At 43.9% G+C, this 20,939-nt stretch carries 18 protein-coding genes; 13 read left to right on the top strand and 5 right to left on the bottom strand.

Translation table 11 applies throughout. The features are described from left to right. Positions 1-228 precede the first annotated feature (228 nt). A complete protein-coding gene (locus F597_RS0104430) occupies positions 229-1,386 on the top strand; it encodes an OmpA family protein (RefSeq protein ID WP_019538505.1) in 1,158 nt (385 codons plus the stop codon). A 60-nt stretch (positions 1,387-1,446) separates the two neighbouring features. Here the strand turns inward: F597_RS0104430 and F597_RS0104435 are convergent, their stop codons facing one another. The 5 genes from F597_RS0104435 to F597_RS0104455 all read right to left on the bottom strand — a co-directional run bounded on the left by F597_RS0104435 (position 1,447) and on the right by F597_RS0104455 (position 7,742). Next, on the bottom strand, positions 1,447-3,915 hold the full coding sequence (locus F597_RS0104435) for a bifunctional UDP-N-acetylmuramoyl-tripeptide:D-alanyl-D-alanine ligase/alanine racemase (RefSeq protein ID WP_026327114.1): 2,469 nt from the start codon (positions 3,913-3,915) through the stop codon (positions 1,447-1,449). A gap of 70 nt (positions 3,916-3,985) precedes the next feature. Beyond that, on the bottom strand, positions 3,986-4,960 hold the full coding sequence (locus F597_RS0104440; protein ID WP_026327115.1) for a GSCFA domain-containing protein: 975 nt from the start codon (positions 4,958-4,960) through the stop codon (positions 3,986-3,988). Positions 4,961-5,413: 453 nt separating this feature from the next. Continuing rightward, positions 5,414-6,607: a class I SAM-dependent rRNA methyltransferase gene (locus F597_RS0104445; protein ID WP_019538509.1), complete on the bottom strand. Its 1,194-nt coding sequence runs from the start codon at positions 6,605-6,607 to the stop codon at positions 5,414-5,416. After that, complete coding sequence (locus tag F597_RS0104450; RefSeq protein ID WP_019538510.1) at positions 6,604-7,179, bottom strand: 3'-5' exonuclease; 576 nt, start codon at positions 7,177-7,179, stop codon at positions 6,604-6,606. Before F597_RS0104450 ends, F597_RS0104445 begins: the two co-directional genes overlap by 4 nt. Continuing rightward, positions 7,170-7,742, bottom strand: coding sequence for a DUF5063 domain-containing protein (locus F597_RS0104455; protein WP_019538511.1), 573 nt, complete (start codon positions 7,740-7,742; stop codon positions 7,170-7,172). Before F597_RS0104455 ends, F597_RS0104450 begins: the two co-directional genes overlap by 10 nt. A 351-nt stretch (positions 7,743-8,093) precedes the next feature. Between F597_RS0104455 and rimP the strand changes: the two genes are divergently transcribed. From rimP to F597_RS0104515, 12 genes are all read left to right on the top strand, one after another. Then, a complete protein-coding gene (rimP, locus tag F597_RS0104460; protein ID WP_019538513.1) occupies positions 8,094-8,561 on the top strand; it encodes a ribosome assembly cofactor RimP in 468 nt (155 codons plus the stop codon). Between the two features lie 3 nt (positions 8,562-8,564). Then, entirely contained in the window at positions 8,565-9,962 is a 1,398-nt protein-coding gene (nusA, locus tag F597_RS0104465; RefSeq protein WP_019538514.1) for a transcription termination factor NusA, read from the top strand. A gap of 75 nt (positions 9,963-10,037) precedes the next feature. After that, positions 10,038-13,130 carry a translation initiation factor IF-2 gene (gene infB, locus F597_RS0104470; RefSeq protein WP_019538515.1) on the top strand — a complete coding sequence of 1,031 codons (3,093 nt, stop codon included), beginning with the start codon at positions 10,038-10,040 and terminating at the stop codon, positions 13,128-13,130. A 215-nt stretch (positions 13,131-13,345) separates the two neighbouring features. Continuing rightward, positions 13,346-13,870, top strand: a complete 525-nt coding sequence (locus F597_RS0104475) for an OmpH/Skp family outer membrane protein (RefSeq protein ID WP_026327116.1) — start codon at positions 13,346-13,348, stop codon at positions 13,868-13,870. A gap of 16 nt (positions 13,871-13,886) precedes the next feature. Beyond that, a complete protein-coding gene (gene murI, locus F597_RS0104480) occupies positions 13,887-14,738 on the top strand; it encodes a glutamate racemase (RefSeq protein WP_019538517.1) in 852 nt (283 codons plus the stop codon). Between the two features lie 5 nt (positions 14,739-14,743). Next, positions 14,744-15,322, top strand: coding sequence for a CvpA family protein (locus F597_RS21485; RefSeq protein WP_019538518.1), 579 nt, complete (start codon positions 14,744-14,746; stop codon positions 15,320-15,322). Positions 15,323-15,476: 154 nt separating this feature from the next. Further along, complete coding sequence (locus tag F597_RS0104490) at positions 15,477-16,157, top strand: phosphatidylserine decarboxylase family protein (protein WP_044060050.1); 681 nt, start codon at positions 15,477-15,479, stop codon at positions 16,155-16,157. 6 nt (positions 16,158-16,163) lie between these two features. Next, positions 16,164-16,877: a CDP-diacylglycerol--serine O-phosphatidyltransferase gene (pssA, locus tag F597_RS0104495; protein ID WP_019538520.1), complete on the top strand. Its 714-nt coding sequence runs from the start codon at positions 16,164-16,166 to the stop codon at positions 16,875-16,877. 70 nt (positions 16,878-16,947) lie between these two features. Then, positions 16,948-17,193: a hypothetical protein gene (locus tag F597_RS0104500; protein WP_019538521.1), complete on the top strand. Its 246-nt coding sequence runs from the start codon at positions 16,948-16,950 to the stop codon at positions 17,191-17,193. A 174-nt stretch (positions 17,194-17,367) separates the two neighbouring features. Further along, positions 17,368-18,630: an aminotransferase class I/II-fold pyridoxal phosphate-dependent enzyme gene (locus F597_RS0104505; protein ID WP_019538522.1), complete on the top strand. Its 1,263-nt coding sequence runs from the start codon at positions 17,368-17,370 to the stop codon at positions 18,628-18,630. Between the two features lie 9 nt (positions 18,631-18,639). After that, positions 18,640-19,971 carry a threonine synthase gene (locus F597_RS0104510; protein WP_019538523.1) on the top strand — a complete coding sequence of 444 codons (1,332 nt, stop codon included), beginning with the start codon at positions 18,640-18,642 and terminating at the stop codon, positions 19,969-19,971. 171 nt (positions 19,972-20,142) lie between these two features. Beyond that, complete coding sequence (locus F597_RS0104515) at positions 20,143-20,937, top strand: SDR family oxidoreductase (protein ID WP_019538524.1); 795 nt, start codon at positions 20,143-20,145, stop codon at positions 20,935-20,937. The last annotated feature ends 2 nt before the right edge of the window (positions 20,938-20,939 follow it).

Below are 20,939 nucleotides of genomic sequence, written 5' to 3' on the forward strand. Positions count from 1 at the left end.
TACCGATGTTTTTTGGTGATTTTTTACACAAAATAGAGTATATGTGAAAATTAAGTTTTATATTTGTGATCCGAAGTAAGAATGAATACGCTTCGATGAACATTATTTTAGCGGAAATGTTATACATGAAGTAATAAAGGTACTAAGTGTGTATTACACATGTCTAACGAACGACAGAAAAATAATATCGAGTTATTGTAATAAAATGTTTAATTAGAATTTAAATTTATGAAAAAGTTTGGTTTACTTTTATTCTCGGCTCTTATCGCTTTCAGCATAAGTGCACAAGAAGTACAAAACGTTTCTCACGGTACAGTGTATCTGAAAAACAAAGCAAGTGATAATTGGTATATTGGTCTTGGCGGTGGAACCAACCTTTACATGACCAAAGGCGAAAATGACGCCGATGCAAGCTTCGGCGACCGTCTGGGATGGAACGGACAAATCGAGATCGGACGCTGGAACTCTCCTAACTGGGGTGCCCGTGTAGTTATCGACGGTGGTCACATCAAACACGTTGCAGGTGGAACTGTTCCTCCCGAACAAAACTGGTTAGGCGGTCACTTAGACCTGATGTATGACGTTACCAACGCATGGGGTAGCTACAATCCCGACAGGGTTTACAGCCTGGTTCCTTATCTTGGTATCGGTTACATGTACGGACTGGATGCAGACTGGAAAAAACCCAATCCTGACGGAGACCTGTTCAAACATCAGAACCAGACATTGACCTACAATGTGGGTTTGATCAACAATTTCCAACTTTCCAGAAGCGTTGCTTTGTTCCTTGAAATAGGCTACAAAGTATTCCAGGAATCTTTTGATTTCAGTGGAACAGCTGGAGATTTTGAATATGACAGCAAGTTGACTGCTGCAGCAGGTATCAAATTCGGTCTTGGCGGAAAACAGGATTTCACTCCTGCCGAACTGATGGATTACAACCTGATCAACGACTTGAACAGCCAGATCAACAGACTGCGTGCTGAAAACGAAGAACTGAGACTCAGACCGGAATCTTGCCCGGAATGTCCTGAAGTTCAACCGACCGTTGTTTCTGAAGGTGTATACGTTCCGAACGTAGTATTCTTCCGCATCAACTCTGCGAAGATCGACAGAGGTCAGCAAGTAAGCGTTTACAACACTGCTGAATACCTGAAAGCTAACCCGAATGCGAAAGTAAACATCGTGGCTTATGCCGACAGACAAACCGGTACTCCGGAATACAACTTCGCACTTTCTGAAAAACGTGCAAGAGCGGTTGCCGACGCGTTGACTAACGACCACGGAATCAACAGTGATCGTATCTCTATCGACTGGAAGGGTGATACCGAACAGCCGTACGCAGAAAATGACTGGAACCGTGTTGCTATCTTCTTCGTTGAGTAAGATTAAGGTATAGCAAACAGTAAATAAAAAAAATATCCCGGCAATGCCGGGATATTTTTTTTATTCCTTAATATAGACACGTTTTACGCGTGGGGACACAGAAGTGAGTATTTCATAAGGGATCGTTCCGATACTTTCCGCCAACTCTATTACAGATAGATTTTCGCCAAACAGAATAACGGTATCTCCCTCCGCTGCTTTAATATCGGTAACATCTACCATACAAAGGTCCATGCAAACATTCCCCACAATAGGAGCATATTGCCCGTTAATAAGTACTTTTCCTTTCCGGTTCCCAAATTGCCTGTCCAATCCATCCGCATAACCAAAGCGAATAGTAGCTATACGGGCATCCCGTTCCAGTTTTTCCTTTCTCCCGTAACCAATAGTTTCGTTTGAGGAGATCCGCTTGATCTGTAAAATAGTCGTTTTCAATGTACAGGCATTCTTAAGACCCGGTAAACCGCTTGCACTTATGCCATACAACCCGATTCCCAAACGCGCCATATCCCACTTCGTTTCCTGAAAACGCTCCATACCTGCAGAATTGAGAATATGCTTATAGACGGGATAATTGAAGGCTTGCTCAATTTCCTCTGCAGCCTTTCTGAATATTTCCATCTGCCTGTGGGTAAAATCATCGAAATGCCAGCTTTCACTTGCCGACAGATGAGAGAATACGGAACGTACCTTCAACCCCTTTTGTTTTTTAAGCAGGACAATCATCTCCGGTATCTGCTCCGGCAAAAATCCCAACCGGTGCATTCCGGTATCGATTTTCAGATGGATGGGATAACCAGTAATACCTCTTCGTTCCGATTCCTTAATGAATGCCTCCAGAATACGGAAATTGTACACTTCCGGTTCCAGATCGGCAGAGAAAAGTTCTTCGAAACCATTCACTTCGGGATTCAACACGATCAAAGGCAAAGAAATACCTTCTTTCCGGAGTTGGATCCCTTCCTCGGCCACAGCTACCGCCAGGTAATCACAACGGTGGTATTGAAGAGTCTTGGCAATCTCTACAGCACCGGCGCCATATCCGTTGGCCTTCACCATGCAAACCAGTTTCACATCCGATTGCAGGCGGGATTTATAAAAATTGAAATTATGTACTACAGCATCCAGGTCGACTTCCAGCATTGTCTCGTGTATACGCTCCTCAATAAGAGCGCTGATCTGTTCGAAATGATATCTCCGGGCCCCTTTCAGCAGGATCAACTCATGATTGAAGTTTTTCCATTCGCCTGAAGAGATGAATTGATCCGTTGTCTGATAAAAGGATTTCTCCGGCATTGAAAACAGATCGTGATGGGCAGAGATATCTCTGCCTATACCGATAATTCTCACCACGCCACTCTGCTCAACCATCTCCGCTACCTTTTTATAGAGAGACCTCGGTGGTATCCCCGTCTGAAGAATATCGGAAAGAATCAACGTTTTCTTCAGATGGCGGTCCAGCTTTCGCTGTTGTTGGAAATCAAGCGCAATTTTAATGGAATTGATATCAGAATTATAGGTATCATTGATAATAATGCAATTCTCTTTTCCTTTCCGCACGTCTAACCGCATGGCGACCGGTTCGAGTGTAGCCATTCTGGAGGAAATATCTGCTGGAGAAATATGCAGGTAAAGTGCCACCGCAAGGCAACTTATTGCATTTTCAATAGCAGCATCATCCGTAAAAGGGATGGTAAAGGAATCGTCAAAATCCAGCAACGAATAGTTAATCACCGTTTTCTCCCCTTTCTTTTTTACGGAAGAAATATATAAATGTGCATCTCTGTTCTTTCTCGACCAGGTAAAAGTTTTTTGGGAAAGCACCATCTGATCGACACATTCTGAAACCAGATCGTTATCTTCATCAAAAATAAACACATCACAGTTGACAAAAAGTGTCAGTTTTTCCATGATCTTTTGCTGCAAAGAAGCAAAATTTTCCTGATGAGCCTCCCCTATTTTTGTCAATACTCCGATAGTAGGCCGGATAACCGGCTCCAGCTTTTCCATCTCATCCGGCATCGATATCCCTGCCTCAAAAATACCCAGTTCTGTATCATCGTCTAATTGCCACACTGAGAGAGGTACGCCGATTTGGGAATTATAACTCCTGGGTGAACGGACAATATTATAATTTTTCTCGAGTATCTGGTAAAGCCATTCTTTTACAATAGTTTTCCCGTTACTGCCGGTAATTCCAATGACAGGTATGTTGAATTTTTTTCTGTGATAAGCCGCGATCTTCTGCAATGCCGACAAACTGTTCTTCACTTTCAGGAAATTAGCATCAGCAAACTTTTCCCATTCCGGTAAAGTCTTAGATACTATAAAATTGCGTACGCCCTTTTCATACAGTTCTCCTATAAAAACATGTGCATCATTATTTTTCGTTTCCAGTGCGAAGAAAAGTGTCTCAGCCGGCAGTGTCAATTTACGGCTGTCGGTAAGCAAAATAGTTATTCTATCTGATCGCTGTTTGTTAACCGGAACACCTAATATAGCTCCTATATCTTGAATACTGTATTGCATAAAATTAATTTACCAATTTGTAGATTTGTAGATAAAAAAATAATCCTCAAATCATTAAATCATTACATCATCACATTAACTTACATTTCTCCTCGTCGCACGAAATCTCTGGATATCTCCGGCTAAAAGTCTCCATTTTCCGTAAGGTATCCTTTACAAACGCAGTGTGAGCCTCCGTGCCGGGATAAAGCGGACGATGCTCAATTGCTTTTCGGATATGCTCCCATTCTTCATTAATATGCATGGTCTCAGCAGAAAAGAATGTATTGCTAAAAAGTTGCCAAATATAATCTACCGCAAAAGAGGAAGGGTGCATCATATCTTCATCGTAAAACCTGTAATCACGTAGTTCATCGATCATCACTTCGTAGGCAGGAAAATAGCAGACATTTTCCGGGAAAAGTTGTTGTAAGTTGTCTATCGCCAGATGAAGTACCGATTTACTGATTTGATTCTCATGTGCTCCCTCTTTCCAGTGACGGACGGGACTGACAGTAAACAGCAATTTGATACCCGGACGAATGGACGTAAGCACAGAGATCAACTTCTTCCACTCCTCAGTAACCTCTTCTACCGATAAACGGACCCGGTGGAACAGACGGGCAGGAAACTTATGGCAATTCCCCGCTATTTCCCCGCTGTCTCTCCATCGATATATGTATGCAGAACCAAAGGTGATAAGAAAAAGATCCGCCTGTTTGATATTTGCGGCAGCACTTTCAAAACGTTCCGAAATATTCCGCAAACAAACAGTCTTGTCAGGAGCAGAAAATTGGCCATGATGCATCAAGCTATGATATATCCCATTATTGAATACCAGATCAGTTTCCGAAAAAGGAATTGCGGACAACAATCTTTGCATGGCAGCGGAAACAGAAAAAGGGTTGTACAGAATACCGAAAGGATTCACATCCACCTGAAACTTATATTGCAGAAGTTTCCTGCCTATATTTTCAGAAAAGCAGGAACCGAAAAGCATCATCCGGCTGGAGTGATCAATCCGTATATCCGATACGGGAATATCTATGATTGTCCTAAAATTCATATATAAACCATTTTCATCACAAAAATAACAATAATAGCGCCATTTCGCTCATTCAACCGGTTTATATTTTGTGAAATCACAATATGGATGATGTGATAATCTGAGGATGTGTTGATGAGATGATTGTCAGGGAAGAGGGTTCCCTTTTAGTTTTTCACTTTTAATTTTAAGTAGAGGGTCATAAAAAAGGAAAGGTTGTCTCACGACAACCAATCTTCATTGTTAACCTTAAATCTAATACCATGAAAAACACGTTACAAATATAAGCGTTTTTGTGTTATAAAACATACTTTCCTAGCATAAAAATCATATATTTCATATAATTTAACTAAGTTCCGATAGAACAGCGGTGTTTTAAACAGATTTAAACGCATTTTTTACTAACCGGGTTTATCTGATGACTAATTACTAATGATCAATGAATGGGCGTCCACAAATCTTAAATCTTGAATCTTATTCCACCTGAAGTACCAATCCTTTCAGGTATTCACCTTCGGGATGATAGATATTGATAGGGTGATCAGCCGGCTGTGTAAGTTGGTGCAGGATACGTACTTTCCTGCCCGATATGGCGGCAGCACTGAAAACAGCCAGCCGGAACTGCTCAGCAGAGATCACCTGCGAGCAAGAAAAAGTAAACAGGAGACCGCCTGTAGCAATTTTCTCCAGCGCATGAAGATTCAGCTTTTTGTAGCCCTGCAATGCGTTATTGATGGCTCCACGATGTTTCGCAAAAGCCGGTGGATCCAGGATAATAAGATCCTTTTCTTCATCAGGAAGCTGTTTGAGGAACTTAAAAGCATCTTCAGGGCAGGAACTGTGCCGGGGATCGTCGCCAAAATTGAGCGCTACATTCTGGTCGGTAATCGAAACCGCTTTCGCAGAACTGTCGACCGATACCACCGAAGCAGCACCTCCCCGCAGGGCATACACCGAGAAACCTCCGGTATAACAAAACATATTCAATACGTGCCGGTCTCCCGCATAATACTCCAATAGTGCACGATTTTCCCGCTGGTCGACGAAAAAACCGGTCTTTTGTCCCTTCAACCAATCGATACGGAACTGTAAACCATTTTCCATGGCAATTTCATCGACATCCTTCCCTCCCGAGAGATAGCTGTTTTCAAGAAAGATACCGGCTTTATAGGGTAGTGTTCCCTCCGATTTATAAAAGATATGCTTCACTGCATCGGCAGGAAGGATGCACTTTAATGCATTCGTCACAAACTCCAGGTCTTTGTGAATTCCCACCGAATGGGCTTGTACCACCGCCGTATTCCCGTATATGTCGACAATTAAGCCCGGGAGATAATCACCCTCACCATGCACCAACCTGAAAATTGTATTATCAGGTCTGACAAGATTCAGCGTTGAGCGCATCTTATAGGCATTGGACAGTCTTCTTTCATAAAATGCACCATCTATAGGTTCATCAACAAAAGACATGATACGTACAGCAATACTGCCGATCTGGAAATGCCCCACCCCTAAAAAAGTACCGTCAGCTGACAATACCCGTACCGTTTCCCCTTCAATCATATCTTCCGGTTTATGGGCGATGGCACCCGAGAAAACCCATGGATGAAAGCGTTGTAGTGACGCCTCCTTCCCGGGACGCAACCGTATCTCTTTGTATGGTTTCATCTCTCTGTTCGGATTAAATGGTTATAAATACGAAGGCAGGCCCAGGCATCGATCGCCGCGTAGGACTGTTGTGCGGGGGTAAGCGTTTCCGCTTCCCAATTCGAAACACGCTGATTCTTGGATATCTTTCTGCCAAAAAGAATAGCATAAATCTTTTGCAGACTGTTATCCTCTATGCCGAATTGATCTACAAAACCCTGCAGATCGATAAAATTTTCCGGTTTCCGTCCCGACCGTTTTCTGATGGCCGCAAAATCGTCGCGCAACGAAAGACCTATTTTCTTGATCCCGGGATCGCTCAGGATCCTTTCCAGTTCATCAGGATAACCGATTTTATTTAAACGGAACAGGAAACACACCTCCTCCGTGGAGAGTTGCACAAGAGCCACCTTATTTATTTGTCCCCGCTTGAACGCAGGCCTGGTCTCCGTATCGAAACCCAGCGCACTGTGTGAAGAAAGATAGTTGCAAGCTTTCTGTATTTCTCCAATATGGTCAACAACCACTATATTACCCTTAAAGGTCTCTAATGGCAACTCTGCCACCTGTTCTTTTGAAATCGTTAACCCCACAATTCGTCCTCCGATAAATCCGCCTCATCATTTTCGTTTTCCAGGTAGAGACACCTCAACGCGTGCAGCGGACGCAACACGTTTACCAATTTTTGTCCCCAATAGAGACGGAAATTTTCTTTACACTGATACAGAGCATCATTCATCTGTTCAGTAAGGCCAAACTGATACACCGACACAAAATTCCTGATATCCTGATAAATATCTGCAATATTTTCCGACACAAACGTAGATACGGGCGTATCACTGTATTTCATGTCTTCTACAAACACATCAAGATAGACATCCTCCTCACCCATCACTTCCGACACCCCGTTTGCTACCCGTGAATAATCTTCTTCCCTCACAAAAGTGGCGGGAATTTCCTCCTCCGTGGTTACAGTCTCAGGTAACAAAAGCGCCTTCACATACAAAAGGGGAAGCATTTTCAATAGCCTGTCCACCCACTCTTCACGCGGAAGAGGTTCATTTTCTTCCAAAAACACACAAACCTCCACGGCAATAGTGACGAAGTCGATTACACTTTTATCATATACGATCTTATCAATATCTGCTTTCTCCATACTCTCAATCCGTTTATCAGCATGCCCTTTCTAATCCGGTCAGGGCATACACTTTTTTTTCGGAAGACAAAATTACGCATTATTTTCCGATAATATCACACCCGGAGGTAGCAAACAGGAGCCCTGACAATACAAAAAAAGCCACAAACATTTTGTGAATCCGTTTGAAAATAATATCTTTGCACCCGTAAAGGAGGAGGGAAGCAGGACACACACCGCTTCCTTTTTTGTTCATACAAAACAGACTCAAGAGTCAAAATCACGACACAAGACATTTTAATTATATCTTTGTGTGTGAACTTTTAGTGAATTTATATCTCATGAGTCTCTCTTACTGAATGATAAATAAATATGATCGAAAAGAAACTGATTATCGATTTTACGGAGCAGTATCTGGAAGGTTCGCCCAATTATTTGACGGACGTTTCGGTTAGTGCGGATAATACAATTACCGTAGAAATTGATAACGATCATGGAGTGGATATTGACGATTGTGTCGCGTTGAGCCGTTATCTGGAGTCAAAACTCGACCGTGACACAGAAGATTTTGAACTGACCGTCACCTCGGCCGGACTCTCTTCGCCCTTCAAAATATTGCGTCAGTACAAAAAATATGAGGGCCGGGAAGTGGAAGTACTCAGCAAGAACGGACAGAAAATTACCGGGATGCTGAAATCGTCTGATGACAACGGGTTCATTGTCTCAGTCACAAAAAAGATAAAACCCGAAGGTGCCAAACGCAAAATCGAAGTGGAAGAAGATATCCGTTTTGCGTTTGAAGAAGTAAAACATACAAAATATCTTATACGATTTAAATAATATATGGGTAAGAAGAAAGAAACCATCAGTCTCATCGATACATTTTCTGAATTCAACGAGCTGAAGAATATCGATAAAGCCACACTCATCAGCGTGCTTGAAGAATCGTTCCGCAATGTTATTTCCAAAAACAACGGTACAGATGAAAACTATGATATCATCATTAACCCCGACAAAGGTGACTTGGAAATATGGCGTAACAGGGTGGTTGTGGAAGACGATGAACTGGAGGATCCCAATTTAGAAATCAGCCTGTCGGAAGCCCGGAAGATCGACGAGGATTTTGAGGTGGGAGAAGAGGTTACCGACGAGGTATCGCTTGATCATTTCGGCCGCCGCACTATCCTGAATCTCAGGCAGACGCTGGCTTCCAAGATACTGGAACTGGAAAAAGACAACCTCTATAACAAGTATAAGGAAAAAGTAGGAGAAATTGTCTCCGGAGAGGTCTATCAGGTCTGGAAAAAGGAATTATTACTGCTCGATGATGAGCATAATGAACTGATCTTACCCAAGACAGAACAGATACCCAGCGATTTTTTCCGGAAAGGTGAACATGCCCGTGCTGTTGTAGCACGCGTGGAGAACAAGAACAACAATCCCAGGATCATTCTTTCGCGTACGTCACCCGTATTCCTTGAAAGATTATTCGAACAGGAGATTCCGGAGATTGCGGACGGACTGATTACCATCAAAGGTATTGCCCGTATTCCGGGTGAACGAGCCAAGGTAGCTGTGGAAGCTTATGACGATCGCATCGACCCGGTAGGAGCCTGTGTTGGGATGAAAGGATTTCGTATTCACGGCATAGTGCGTGAATTGCGAAACGAGAACATCGACGTAATCAACTACACTAACAACACCACTCTCTATATCCAGCGGGCATTGAGTCCTGCAAGGATCAACTCCATTACCGTGAGGGAGGAGGAACGTCGTGCCGAAGTATTTCTTAATCCCGAAGAAGTCTCCCTTGCCATTGGAAAGGGAGGTGCCAATATAAAACTGGCCTCCATGCTCACCGGTTATAACATCGAAGTGTTCCGCGACATAGATGAGGTGGACGAAGAAGATATCTATCTCGATGAATTCCGTGATGAGATCGATGGATGGGTGATCGACCAGTTAAAAAAGATCGGCTGCTCCACTGCCAAGAACGTACTCGCGATGGGACGTGAAAGGCTTATCAGAGAAGCGGATCTGGAAGATAGTACAGTAGATGAAGTATTGGCCATTTTACGTTACGAGTTTGAAGAAGATGACCTGGATGATACAGATATGGATGTAGAAGCAGATGTAGATGTGGATACAGATATAGATGTAGAATCAAATACAGATATGGATACCGGAACAGATACGGATGTGGATATGGGCATGGATGCCGAAGAGGAAGATGATAATTAGCCCAATCCAATCCCGATCAATATAGTATACATACTGTTCACAACATAAAAAGAGAGTAAAGGTTAGGAGAGATATATGCCTGTAAGACTAATAAAAGTATCAAAAAATTTAAATGTGGGGATCAACACTCTTGTTGAATTCCTGCACAAGAAAGGTATTGAAATAGAAGCAAATCCCAATGCAAAAATTGAGGATGAACAGTATGATATACTGATTGCCGAATTCGGTAAAGACAAAAATATACGCAAAGAAGCGACCATCACCCGTGAAAAACTACATCGTCGTGACGAAAAACGGGAGACTGTCGCCATAGAGGGGTATGAACTTCCGGAAGAACAAACTCCCAGGAAAAAGACAGAAAAAGAAGCTATTGAGACGGAGATACCTGACGAATTAAGACCTCACTTCAATGTCGTAGGTAGTATTGACCTCGACAACCTTCATAAAAAGAAAAGCGAACCAAAGAGAGAAGAGCCGGTGAAGGAAGAGAATGAAGAGATCATTGCGCCGGTTTCCCGGGAAGTGGAAGCACAGCCCGAGCCCGAAGTAGAAAAACCGGCTCCTGTTGAAGAGGTTCCGGCAGAAGAGATTTCTATTGAGCCGGTTCCCACTGAAGAGGTAACTTCACCTCAGGCGGAAGAACAAGCAGAAGAGAAAAAGGAGGAGAGCGTAAAAGAGAAAACAGAGGAACAAGCAGAAGAGAAAAAGGAAGATATAGCACATCCGGTAGCAGTGGAAAAAGCCGAACCGGAAGAAATAAAAAAACCAGAGCCGGAGGAAGCAGTAACAAAACCGGCATCCGAATCTGTATCGGAAGCTGCCGGAACAGAGTCGCATAAAGATGACTCTGAAGAGGAAGAAAAAACCGATGAAACTAAATCCGACTCAGTATTCAGGTTACATAATAATAAACTGGAATCCAATATTGTGGTTAAAGGATCTATCGATCTGGATTCGATCAATGACCGTACCCGGCCGCCCAGAAAATCAAGAGCACAACGGAAGAAAGAACGCCTTGAACGCGAACAGAAAGCGCTGGACAATAAAAAGCTGAAAGAAGAAAAGGTAAAACAACTGAAGAAGGAAGCTATCGATGAAAAGAAAAAACAGCCGGAGGTTTCAGATAGTGATAGCGACGGCGGAAAGAAAAAGAGAAAACGTATACGTTCGGGACAGGTGAACATCGACAAACCTACGACCTACAGTCAGGGTTCCAAAAGCAACAACAAAAAATTGTCGCTTAGGAAACCACTTAAAGCCGAGGTCAGTGAAGAAGATGTACAAAAACAGATAAAAGAGACACTCGCACGCCTCACTGAAAAGAGAGGAAAGAAAGCAGGTGCGAAGTATCGTCGTGAAAAGCGCGAAGCCAGCGCCCAGAGACAACAGGAGGAACTCAAACAGCAGGAAAAGGCAAGCCGCATATTACAGTTGACGGAGTTTGTTACGGCAAACGACCTGGCCAATATGATGAATGTCCCTGTAACCAATGTTATCTCCACCTGTATGAGCCTGGGGGTAATGGTGGCTATCAATCAGCGCCTCGACGCCGAGACCATTAATATTGTGGCCGAAGAATATGGCTTCAAAACCCAATATGTGAGCGCCGATGTAATTGAAGCAATCGCCGATCAGGAAGATGCGCCAGAAGACCTGATACCGCGTCCGCCCATTGTGACGGTGATGGGACACGTGGACCACGGGAAAACATCATTGCTCGACAGGATCCGCAGTACTAACGTAATTGCGGGTGAAGCCGGTGGTATCACGCAACATATCGGAGCCTACAACGTACAGTTATCCGACGGACGTAAGATCACCTTTCTTGATACACCGGGCCATGAGGCATTTACCGCCATGCGTGCACGTGGTGCCAAGGTGACAGACGTAGCCATTATCATCGTAGCGGCAGACGACAATGTGATGCCCCAAACGGTAGAAGCCATCAACCACGCGGGTGCGGCAGGCGTTCCTATTGTGTTTGCCATTAACAAGATCGATAAACCGGGAGCCAATCCCGAAAAAATAAAAGAAAGACTGGCCGAAATGAACTACCTGGTAGAGGATTGGGGAGGAAAATACCAATCACAGGATATATCGGCAAAGAGTGGTATCGGTATCAATGAACTACTGGAGAAGGTATTGCTTGAAGCTGACCTGCTGGAACTGAAAGCCAATCCCAATCGGAGGGCAACCGGATCCATCATTGAGTCGTCACTCGATAAGGGAAGAGGTTATATGGCCACCGTGCTGGTAGAAAATGGAACGCTCAGGCAGGGTGATATCGTATTGGCAGGCTCCTACTTCGGCCGCGTGAAAGCAATGTTCAACGAGCGTAATCAGCGTATAGAAGAGGCCGGACCATCTGAACCGGCTCTGATACTCGGTTTAAACGGAGCGCCTCAGGCTGGCGACACATTCAATGTAATGGAGACCGAACAGGAAGCACGCTCAATTGCCAACCGTCGCGAACAATTGCAGCGCGAACAATCGTTGCGTACACAAAAAATGCTTACACTCGACGATATCGGACGCCGCATCGCCATCGGCAGCTTCCAGCAGCTGAATATCATTGTGAAAGGAGACGTGGACGGATCGGTAGAAGCACTCTCCGACTCATTGATACGTCTTTCTACGGAAGAGATCCAGGTGAATGTTATTCACAAGGCCGCAGGGCAAATCTCGGAATCGGACGTTAGCCTGGCGGCAGTTTCGGATGCCATTATTATTGGCTTCCAGGTGCGTCCCTCACTCGGAGCACGTAAAGAGGCAGAGAAAGAAGGTGTGGATATCCGCCTCTACTCTATCATCTACGATGCCATAGAAGAGGTCAAAGCGGCTATGGAAGGTATGCTTTCTCCCGATATCAAGGAAGAGATTACCGGTAACGTTGAAGTGCTGGAAGTATTCAAAATATCAAAAGTGGGAACCGTAGCCGGATGTATGGTGCGCGACGGCAAAATAAAACGCTCAAGTCGCATTCGTCTTATCCGCGACGGTATCGTAATCTTCACCGGCGAATTGGAATCGTTGAAACGGTTCAAAGAGGATGTGAAAGAAGTTACTTCAGGCTATGAGTGCGGCGTCACTATACGTAATTTTAATGATATAAAAGTGGGTGATGTAGTTGAAGCCTACGAAGAGACTGAAGTAAAGAAAAAATTATAAGAAATCCCAATTATGGATCATCCCGTTCAATACGGAGATTCAAGGGCTTTATTTATGGTAACCAGTTGACATTGTAATTTTAATTCCTACCCTGAGAGCGGCCGCATCTGCTCTTTACAAGCGGGTGCGGCCACAACACACAGGAGATGGGAAAAGAAATTACAATTGCAACCAGGTTTTATCAATTGAATATTCACTTTTTAAAATAGTTGACAATGACAAAAAGAGTTTTTTTCACGCTTACCCTACTTATTTCATTGGTCGGTGGAACTGCTTTTTCACAGGTGTTGCCACAAGTTTCCGTTGCTTATGTAAATACAACCGAACTACTGGACCAAATGCCTGAAAAAGCACAGGCCACACAGCAACTGCTTACATTAAGTGAGAATTACGAAAAAGAGCTGGAACTGATGCAGAATGAATACAACAAAAAGTATTCCGACTATATCACCTATCAAGCCTCTCTCTCAGAAAATATCAAGCTGCGCAGGATGCAGGAACTTACCGAACTGGAAAGTAGGATAACTCAATTCATGGAATTGGCCCAGAAAGATATTGAAAATCGGGAGAAAGAATTACTGGAACCCCTGAAACAGAAAATAAACAATGCCATTCATAATGTCGGTGTTGAACAGGGATATACTGTAATTTATGATCTGGCCAATCCTGGAATCGCCTTTGTATCACCCGATGCGGTCAATGCCAATCCTTACGTAAAATCAAAACTGGGCATCCGCTAAGCGATCTTCGGCAGACGTGGAAGAACAAACAGGACTGGAAAGCCGGAAAGCGGGGCCAATCGGTATCTTCGACTCCGGATACGGCGGACTTACGGTACTCTCCGAAATAAGAGCGCTGATGCCGGAGTATGATTATATCTATTTGGGCGACAACGCCCGTGCTCCGTATGGCAGCCGTTCCTATGAACGGGTATACCAGTTCACACTTGAAGCGGTGAAGTGGTTTTTCAGGCAGGGGTGCCATCTGGTAATCCTGGCATGTAACACGGCCTCCGCAAAAGCATTACGAACCATCCAGCAGATCAATCTGCCAGAGCTTGATCCCTCGAAAAGGGTATTGGGTGTGATTCGCCCCACAGCAGAGTCGATAGCAACTCTTTCAGAAAACGGCCATATAGGTATTTTGGGGACAGAAGGAACCATTCGATCGGGATCGTATGAGTTGGAGATCAGCAAACTCTACCCGGATATAACCGTAACGGGCGAAGCATGTCCCATGTGGGTTCCCCTTGTAGAAAACAGGGAGTACCACAAACCGGGAGCTGATTATTTTGTACAACAACATCTGGAGAAACTCTTTGAGAAAGATCCTCTTATCGACACAATTATCCTGGGATGCACGCATTATCCACTACTCATGAATAAGATAACCCAATATCTGCCGAAGAATGTGAAAGTAATTTCCCAGGGAAAGTATGTGGCCGAAAGCCTCAGGAGCTATCTGCAAAGACATCCTGAAATGGATAAAAATTGCACAAAGAAAGGTAGTATACAATACTTTACCACCGACTCACCGGAAAAATTCGGACAACAGGCATCCATTTTCCTGAATGAACAGGTTGATGCCTTGCAAACCAATCTTGAATAAAAGCTATGAACTGGTTTGATCTCACCGTAGGCATATTGCTGCTTATCGCCTTTATCAACGGATACCGTAAAGGATTAATTATGCAGCTTGTGGGACTGGCAACTATCGTCCTGGCAGCCATCTTTGGGGGAAGACTGGCCAGTACCATCCTACCCGAAATAAACAGGTTGATCGACCTCTCGCCGGAAGCAGCAAGGGTATTGTCTTTCATCCTCGCATTCGCAGCTATCGCTATCGCTCTCTCACTGGTCGGACGAATACTACAGCGCTTTATCGATATAATCTTTCTCAGTTTTATCAACCGTCTGCTGGGAGCAGTAATTGCAACCGGCACAATGATGGTGTTCCTGAGTATCATCCTCAATCTGGTATTGATGCTCGACTATAACGAACAGGTCATCAATAAAAAAACGAAAGAAGAATCATTTTTCTTCGAACGGGTGGAAGCGGTAATTCCCGCTATCGTTCCTTATCTTCAACCTCAACTATGGGATGAAATTATTCCCGAAAAATATCGTGAAGAAATAGAAAGAAAGAGCGAACCCATTGACTCGACATACCAACAGCGCCATTTCAATATTTAAGTGGAATGGTGGGAAGGTGGGAAGGTATCAATGAATTAATGTGCTAATATGCCAATGTGCCAATGAGAATAATGAAATGAGAAGTGAAGAAGTGATTTAATGATTAGTAGATTTGATGATCTTGAATCTTAAATCTTGAATTTTAAATTTTGAAATGAAACAATTACGAATACATAAAGAAGGTAAATCGGCTTTGATAAAAATAGGTGTTGTACTTATCCTTATCAATGCAGTTCTCCTGATCCTGCTTCCCGGTACAATATTTACCCTTTTCCTGGCAGTCTTGTCATTTCTGTTATATGCGATGGCGATCAACTTTTACAGACACCCTGATCGCACCTATAAAGGTGATCTGCACGGATTGGTAAATGCCCCTACAGACGGTAAAATTGTAACCATAGAAAAAGTATTCGAAAAAGAGTTCTTCCATGACGAACGTATTCAGATTTCTATCTTCATGTCATTCTTTAATGCTCACTCCAATTGGATACCGGTCACCGGCAAGATCACTCATTTCTCCCATATAGAGGGAAATTTTCATGCCGCATACCTGCCTAAATCGAGCCATGAAAATGAGCATACGAATATTTTGATAGAGACGCCCGATCATGGTACAATACTCACGAAACAGATCGCCGGGGCAGTGGCAAGAAGAGTGATCACCTATGTGAAAGAGGGTGATGAAGTACATATAGGAGCGCCACTCGGTTTCATCAAACTGGGTTCCCGAATGGATATTTTTCTGCCGCTGGACAGTGAAATATTGGTCGAACCGGGAGAAGAAGTACATGCCAACGTCACCTTTTTGGCAAGGCTCACCCAAAAGGAAAGATAACGGACTATGCGAAAACAGATACCCAATATTCTCACTTTGTTGAATCTCTTCTCGGGATGCATAGCCATTGTCATGGCGTTCCAAGGTAACTTTAAAGCGGTAGTAATATGGGTTGCAATGGCCGCCCTGTTCGATTTCCTGGATGGGATGGCGGCACGACTACTAAAAGCTTATTCCCCTTTGGGTAAAGAGCTGGATTCCCTGGCAGATGTGATCAGTTTCGGTACTGCACCTGCATCAGCAGTTTTTATACTACTTCGGGATTACTCCTTACTGCCAGGTTATCTGGAACCTCTGCACATCTGGATCCCATATCTGGCATTTCTTATTCCTGTTTTTTCTGCCTACCGGCTGGCCAAATTCAATATAGACGAACGACAAACCACCTCATTTATAGGCCTGCCTACTCCGGCCAACGGACTATTCTGGATTAGCTACTGCTTCGGAATGACTGAAATAGTAACCCTAAATGAAAACTTCTTCTATCTAACCGCCGGATTGATTGTTCTAATGTCGCTGATGATGATCTCCGAAATACCGATGTTCTCATTAAAAATCAAAAAAATGGCGTTCAAAGGGAATGAAAAACAGATTTTTCTGATCATCCTGATGATCCTGCTTATTACGCTACAGGGGATCAGCGGTATCTCTTGGGGAATAGCAGCCTATATTCTCCTCTCTGTTTTAGGCCGTAGCAGCAAGCAGAGAACCGTTAAATAATACAAATAGATTGATTATCATTGCGTGAATCATTGTATCTTTATTCCTGAATCAATTTATCACACAACATATGGGATTCCTAATTAAATTTCTTCTGGGTTTTATGGTTGTCTATTTTCTGCTGAAAGCAGTCGCAGCCTTTCTTATGGGAAAGCGTGGCAGACAGACTTCAAACTTCCGGCAGCAACAGGCACAACAGACCAGACAACCTGAAAACCAACAAGATCGGATCATTGAGTATCAGAAAAAAAAATTCGAGTCGAGCGAAATCGAAGATGCAGATTTTGTAGAAGTAAAAGACAGCCGTAAAATATAAATCCGACAAGATAAGGGGTCTATACAAACAACCCGTCAACAGCCGCTCTTTTCAATTCAGGATAGGGGCGGCTCATTTTCTACAGGGACGGGATTTACCTGTACAGATATTTCTAAGTTAGTTTAAAAATAGCTATTTTTGCAAAAAGGAAAATCAAATCAATCATATACAATCATGACAGATATTTTTGACCGGCTGAAAAGTGCCGAAGGTCCGCTTGAACAGTATCGCAAGAAAGCGGAAGGATATTTTATATTTCCCGAACTGGAAGGTGAGATAGGTCCCAGAATGAGGTTTCTCGGTAAAGAGGTGATCACCTGGAGTCTGAACAATTATCTGGGATTGGCCAACCACCCTGAAGTTCGTGAAGCGGATGCGAAAGCTGCAGCCGACTGGGGTATGGCATATCCTATGGGAGCACGTATGATGTCGGGACAAACGAAATATCACAAAGAGCTGGAGGAAAAACTCGCTGCCTTTGAGAAAAAGGAGGCTGCCTATCTGCTGAATTACGGTTATCAGGGAATGGTTTCTATCATCGATTCTCTGGTCTCAAGGAATGATGTTATTGTTTACGACTCCGAATCCCATGCTTGTATCATGGACGGCATTTTTCTGCATAAAGCCAAGGGTGGAAAGAGTTTTGTATTTCCCCACAACGATATGGAGAGATGTGACAAGATGCTTGGTTTCGCTACCAGAAAAGCAGAAGAGACAGGCGGTGGTATCCTGGTGATTACCGAAGGGGTATTCGGTATGTCGGGCGATTTGGGAAATCTTCCCGGAATCGTTATACTCAGAGAAAAATATAATTTCCGCCTCATGATAGATGATGCACACGGATTTGGCACCATGGGAGAGACCGGAGCGGGTGCAAGCGAACATTTCGGATTGATGGACGAAGTGGACATTTATTTTGGCACCTTTGCTAAATCAATGGCCGGTATCGGTGCTTTTGTCGCTTCTGAAAAAGCTATCGTCAATTCATTGAAATACAATATGCGCTCTCAGATTTTTGCCAAATCACTTCCTATGCCCATGGTGATCGGTGCATTAAAACGCCTCGAAATATTACAGACACAGCCCCAATATAAAGAAAATCTGTGGAAAATCGCCAAGTCGTTGCAAGAAGGACTGGTGGCCGAAGGATTCAATATCGGCAATACGCAATCACCGGTGACCCCCGTCTATTTCAGCGGCTCCGTTCCCGAAGGCACCAATATTGTAATCGATCTGCGTGAGAATCATAATGTTTTCTGCTCCATCGTAGTATATCCGGTGGTACCTAAAGGAGTATTAATGCTCAGACTGATCCCTACTGCCTCTCATACACAGAAGGATGTGTATGAGACCATTGAGGTATTCAAAAAGATAAAGGTTAATCTCGAAGCGGGAAAATATATGGCTGACGAGATGAAATCGATGTCCACTACATAAAAAAAGAAAATGCTTCGCATAAAAATTCAGCATAAGTACCATTTAGCCTGTACCGGCTGTGGGCATGTGACTCCCAACTTCTGGACATGGTTCGAACAGAATCAACAATGCCCGAAGTGCGGAAGCAAACATTCCGAAGTGTGGTACAACCGACGTTATCAGCGGTTACCGCGACTTATCGGACGCCGCAACCCTAACAGTTTCTGGCACTATTTCCCTTTTCTTCCGCTATTACGCAGAAGGCATATCATCTCGAAAGGTGAAGGTGCCATTCCCGTAGAACAGTGGACATTCCTCGAAGAGTTTGCGAAAGAGAAGTACGGACTCGATCTCAATGTTCATGTCTACAGGAATGACCTGAACGGAGGTACAGGGACATTTAAGGATATTGCTGCTTCGCTGGCAGCCAGCCTGTTCAACGAGATCGGCATCAATCAGTATTGTATTGCTTCCACCGGTAATTCGGCTACGGCCTATGCCAAATATCTTTCCCTGGCAAAGGTGAATTGTTCCGTATTCATGCCGGAAGACGCTATCAAAACATCAGAGGCCACTATCAGTTCCTACGGGCAACAGGTTTTCCGTGTGATGGGCGACTATGCCAAAGCAAAGGAGATTGCAGCGGGATATGCCAGACTGCACAATATTCCGATATCGACCGGCAACATCGATCCTATCCGTGTGGAAGCAAAGAAGACAATGGTCTTCGAATGGCTTCGCCAGATGGATAAGTTTCCTGATGTATATATCCAGGCAGTCAGTGGCGGTACAGGCCCCATTGCTATAGACAAAGGTATCCGCGAGATTAAACAGGTCTATCCTGAATTGAAAAATCCCCGCTTCCTTCTGATACAGACAGACGGATGCGACCCGATGGTGCAGGCGTGGGAAGACGCCGAAGCCGTCGGATTCCCCGAAGGTTTTGAGAAGAAATATCCTATTATCGACAATCCTCAGACAGAAGTTCCTACCCTGGCAACCGGAAATCCGGCTACCTACCCCATCGTAGCGAAATTGGTAAAAGAGTCAGGAGGCAGCTTCCTGCGAATGCGTGAAAAAAAACTGGTATCCGTAGGTAAACTGACTGCCTATGAGCAGAAAGTAATCCCCGGACCGGCATCTGCCGTTTCTATCGCCGGATTCTTCGTCGCACTCAGGAAAAACCTCATCAAAAACGGAGAGACAGTACTGCTCAATATCGGAGAAGGACCCAATCGTGCTCCCTATTTCCTGGAGCAGATGATCTATACCTCCCATAATGTATATAATGTGGATGAATGTGCTCCCCACTCCATAGACGATTACCGGTCACAACTCTGGAATGAGGTGATGCGCGACTAATTGAAGGAGAAAAGGAATTGAAGGAGAAAAGGTGGAATGGTGATTAGGCTAATGGGATAATTTGTTGATGTGATAATTTACTGATTTGATGATTAGTTAATGTGCTGATTATAAAAGAGAAAAACGAAAAGTGAAATTGGTAATTAGTAATTAATAATTGGTAATTGGTAATTGGTAATTAATAATAGAACAATATGGATCACAGGTGCTTCGTCGGGTATCGGTGAAGTATGCGCTTATCTCTATGCACAGAAAGGAGTCAACCTGATCCTTACGGCTACACGGGCCGATAGGTTGGCGAAAGTGCAGGCAGAGTGTATCCGGCTTGGTGCACAATGCGTAATATTACCATATGACCTGTCCGATCTGGCACATATCGACGAGCTGACCGACAAAGCCATTACTGCTTTCGGGAAGATCGACATCGCATTTCTGAATGCCGGTATCAGTCAACGCTCCAAAATACTGGAAACAGACGGCAAGGTAGATGAAAAGATCATGGCTGTGAACTTCTTTGCACCGGTAAAGATCAGTAAACAGCTGTTACCTGACATGATTAAAAAAGACGGAGGAACTATCGCTGTCACCACCAGTATCTCCGGGAAATTCGGCTTTCCTCTGCGATCAGCCTATGCTTCATCCAAATTTGCCCTTTATGGTTTTTTCGAAACCCTTCACGCGGAGTACTACGACCGGAATATCCGGGTAGTGATGGTCTGCCCCGGACGGGTAAAGACAAGTATCTCCTACAATGCGTTAGAAGCTGACGGTAGAAAACACGGACAAATGGATGACGGGCAGAACAGCGGTATCTCTGCGGAGAAAGCAGCAAAGAAGATCGTGAAGGCTATTGATAAACAAAAACCTGAGGTGCTCGTCGGAGGTAAAGAGTTACTGATGGTATATATCAAACGTTTTTTTCCCGGACTGGCAAGAAAAATAGTTAGAAAGATCAAAGCGACATAATT

The organism is Proteiniphilum acetatigenes DSM 18083, assembly GCF_000380985.1.
In the GTDB taxonomy this organism is placed as follows: Bacteria; Bacteroidota; Bacteroidia; order Bacteroidales; family Dysgonomonadaceae; genus Proteiniphilum; species Proteiniphilum acetatigenes.

Bases quoted from the DNA above. Each gene is read 5' to 3' on its own strand.
- F597_RS0104455 (WP_019538511.1), bottom strand. From the start codon at position 7,742: ATGGAGAAAGCAGATATTGATAAGATCGTATATGATAAAAGTGTAATC.
- F597_RS0104510 (WP_019538523.1), top strand. From the start codon at position 18,640: ATGCTTCGCATAAAAATTCAGCATAAGTACCATTTAGCCTGTACCGGC.
- pssA (WP_019538520.1), top strand. From the start codon at position 16,164: ATGCGAAAACAGATACCCAATATTCTCACTTTGTTGAATCTCTTCTCG.
- F597_RS0104435 (WP_026327114.1), bottom strand. From the start codon at position 3,915: ATGCAATACAGTATTCAAGATATAGGAGCTATATTAGGTGTTCCGGTT.
- F597_RS0104440 (WP_026327115.1), bottom strand. From the start codon at position 4,960: ATGAATTTTAGGACAATCATAGATATTCCCGTATCGGATATACGGATT.
- F597_RS0104505 (WP_019538522.1), top strand. From the start codon at position 17,368: ATGACAGATATTTTTGACCGGCTGAAAAGTGCCGAAGGTCCGCTTGAA.
- nusA (WP_019538514.1), top strand. From the start codon at position 8,565: ATGGGTAAGAAGAAAGAAACCATCAGTCTCATCGATACATTTTCTGAA.
- F597_RS0104490 (WP_044060050.1), top strand. From the start codon at position 15,477: ATGAAACAATTACGAATACATAAAGAAGGTAAATCGGCTTTGATAAAA.
- infB (WP_019538515.1), top strand. From the start codon at position 10,038: ATGCCTGTAAGACTAATAAAAGTATCAAAAAATTTAAATGTGGGGATC.
- F597_RS0104475 (WP_026327116.1), top strand. From the start codon at position 13,346: ATGACAAAAAGAGTTTTTTTCACGCTTACCCTACTTATTTCATTGGTC.
- F597_RS0104500 (WP_019538521.1), top strand. From the start codon at position 16,948: ATGGGATTCCTAATTAAATTTCTTCTGGGTTTTATGGTTGTCTATTTT.
- F597_RS0104430 (WP_019538505.1), top strand. From the start codon at position 229: ATGAAAAAGTTTGGTTTACTTTTATTCTCGGCTCTTATCGCTTTCAGC.
- F597_RS0104445 (WP_019538509.1), bottom strand. From the start codon at position 6,607: ATGAAACCATACAAAGAGATACGGTTGCGTCCCGGGAAGGAGGCGTCA.
- F597_RS21485 (WP_019538518.1), top strand. From the start codon at position 14,744: ATGAACTGGTTTGATCTCACCGTAGGCATATTGCTGCTTATCGCCTTT.
- rimP (WP_019538513.1), top strand. From the start codon at position 8,094: ATGATCGAAAAGAAACTGATTATCGATTTTACGGAGCAGTATCTGGAA.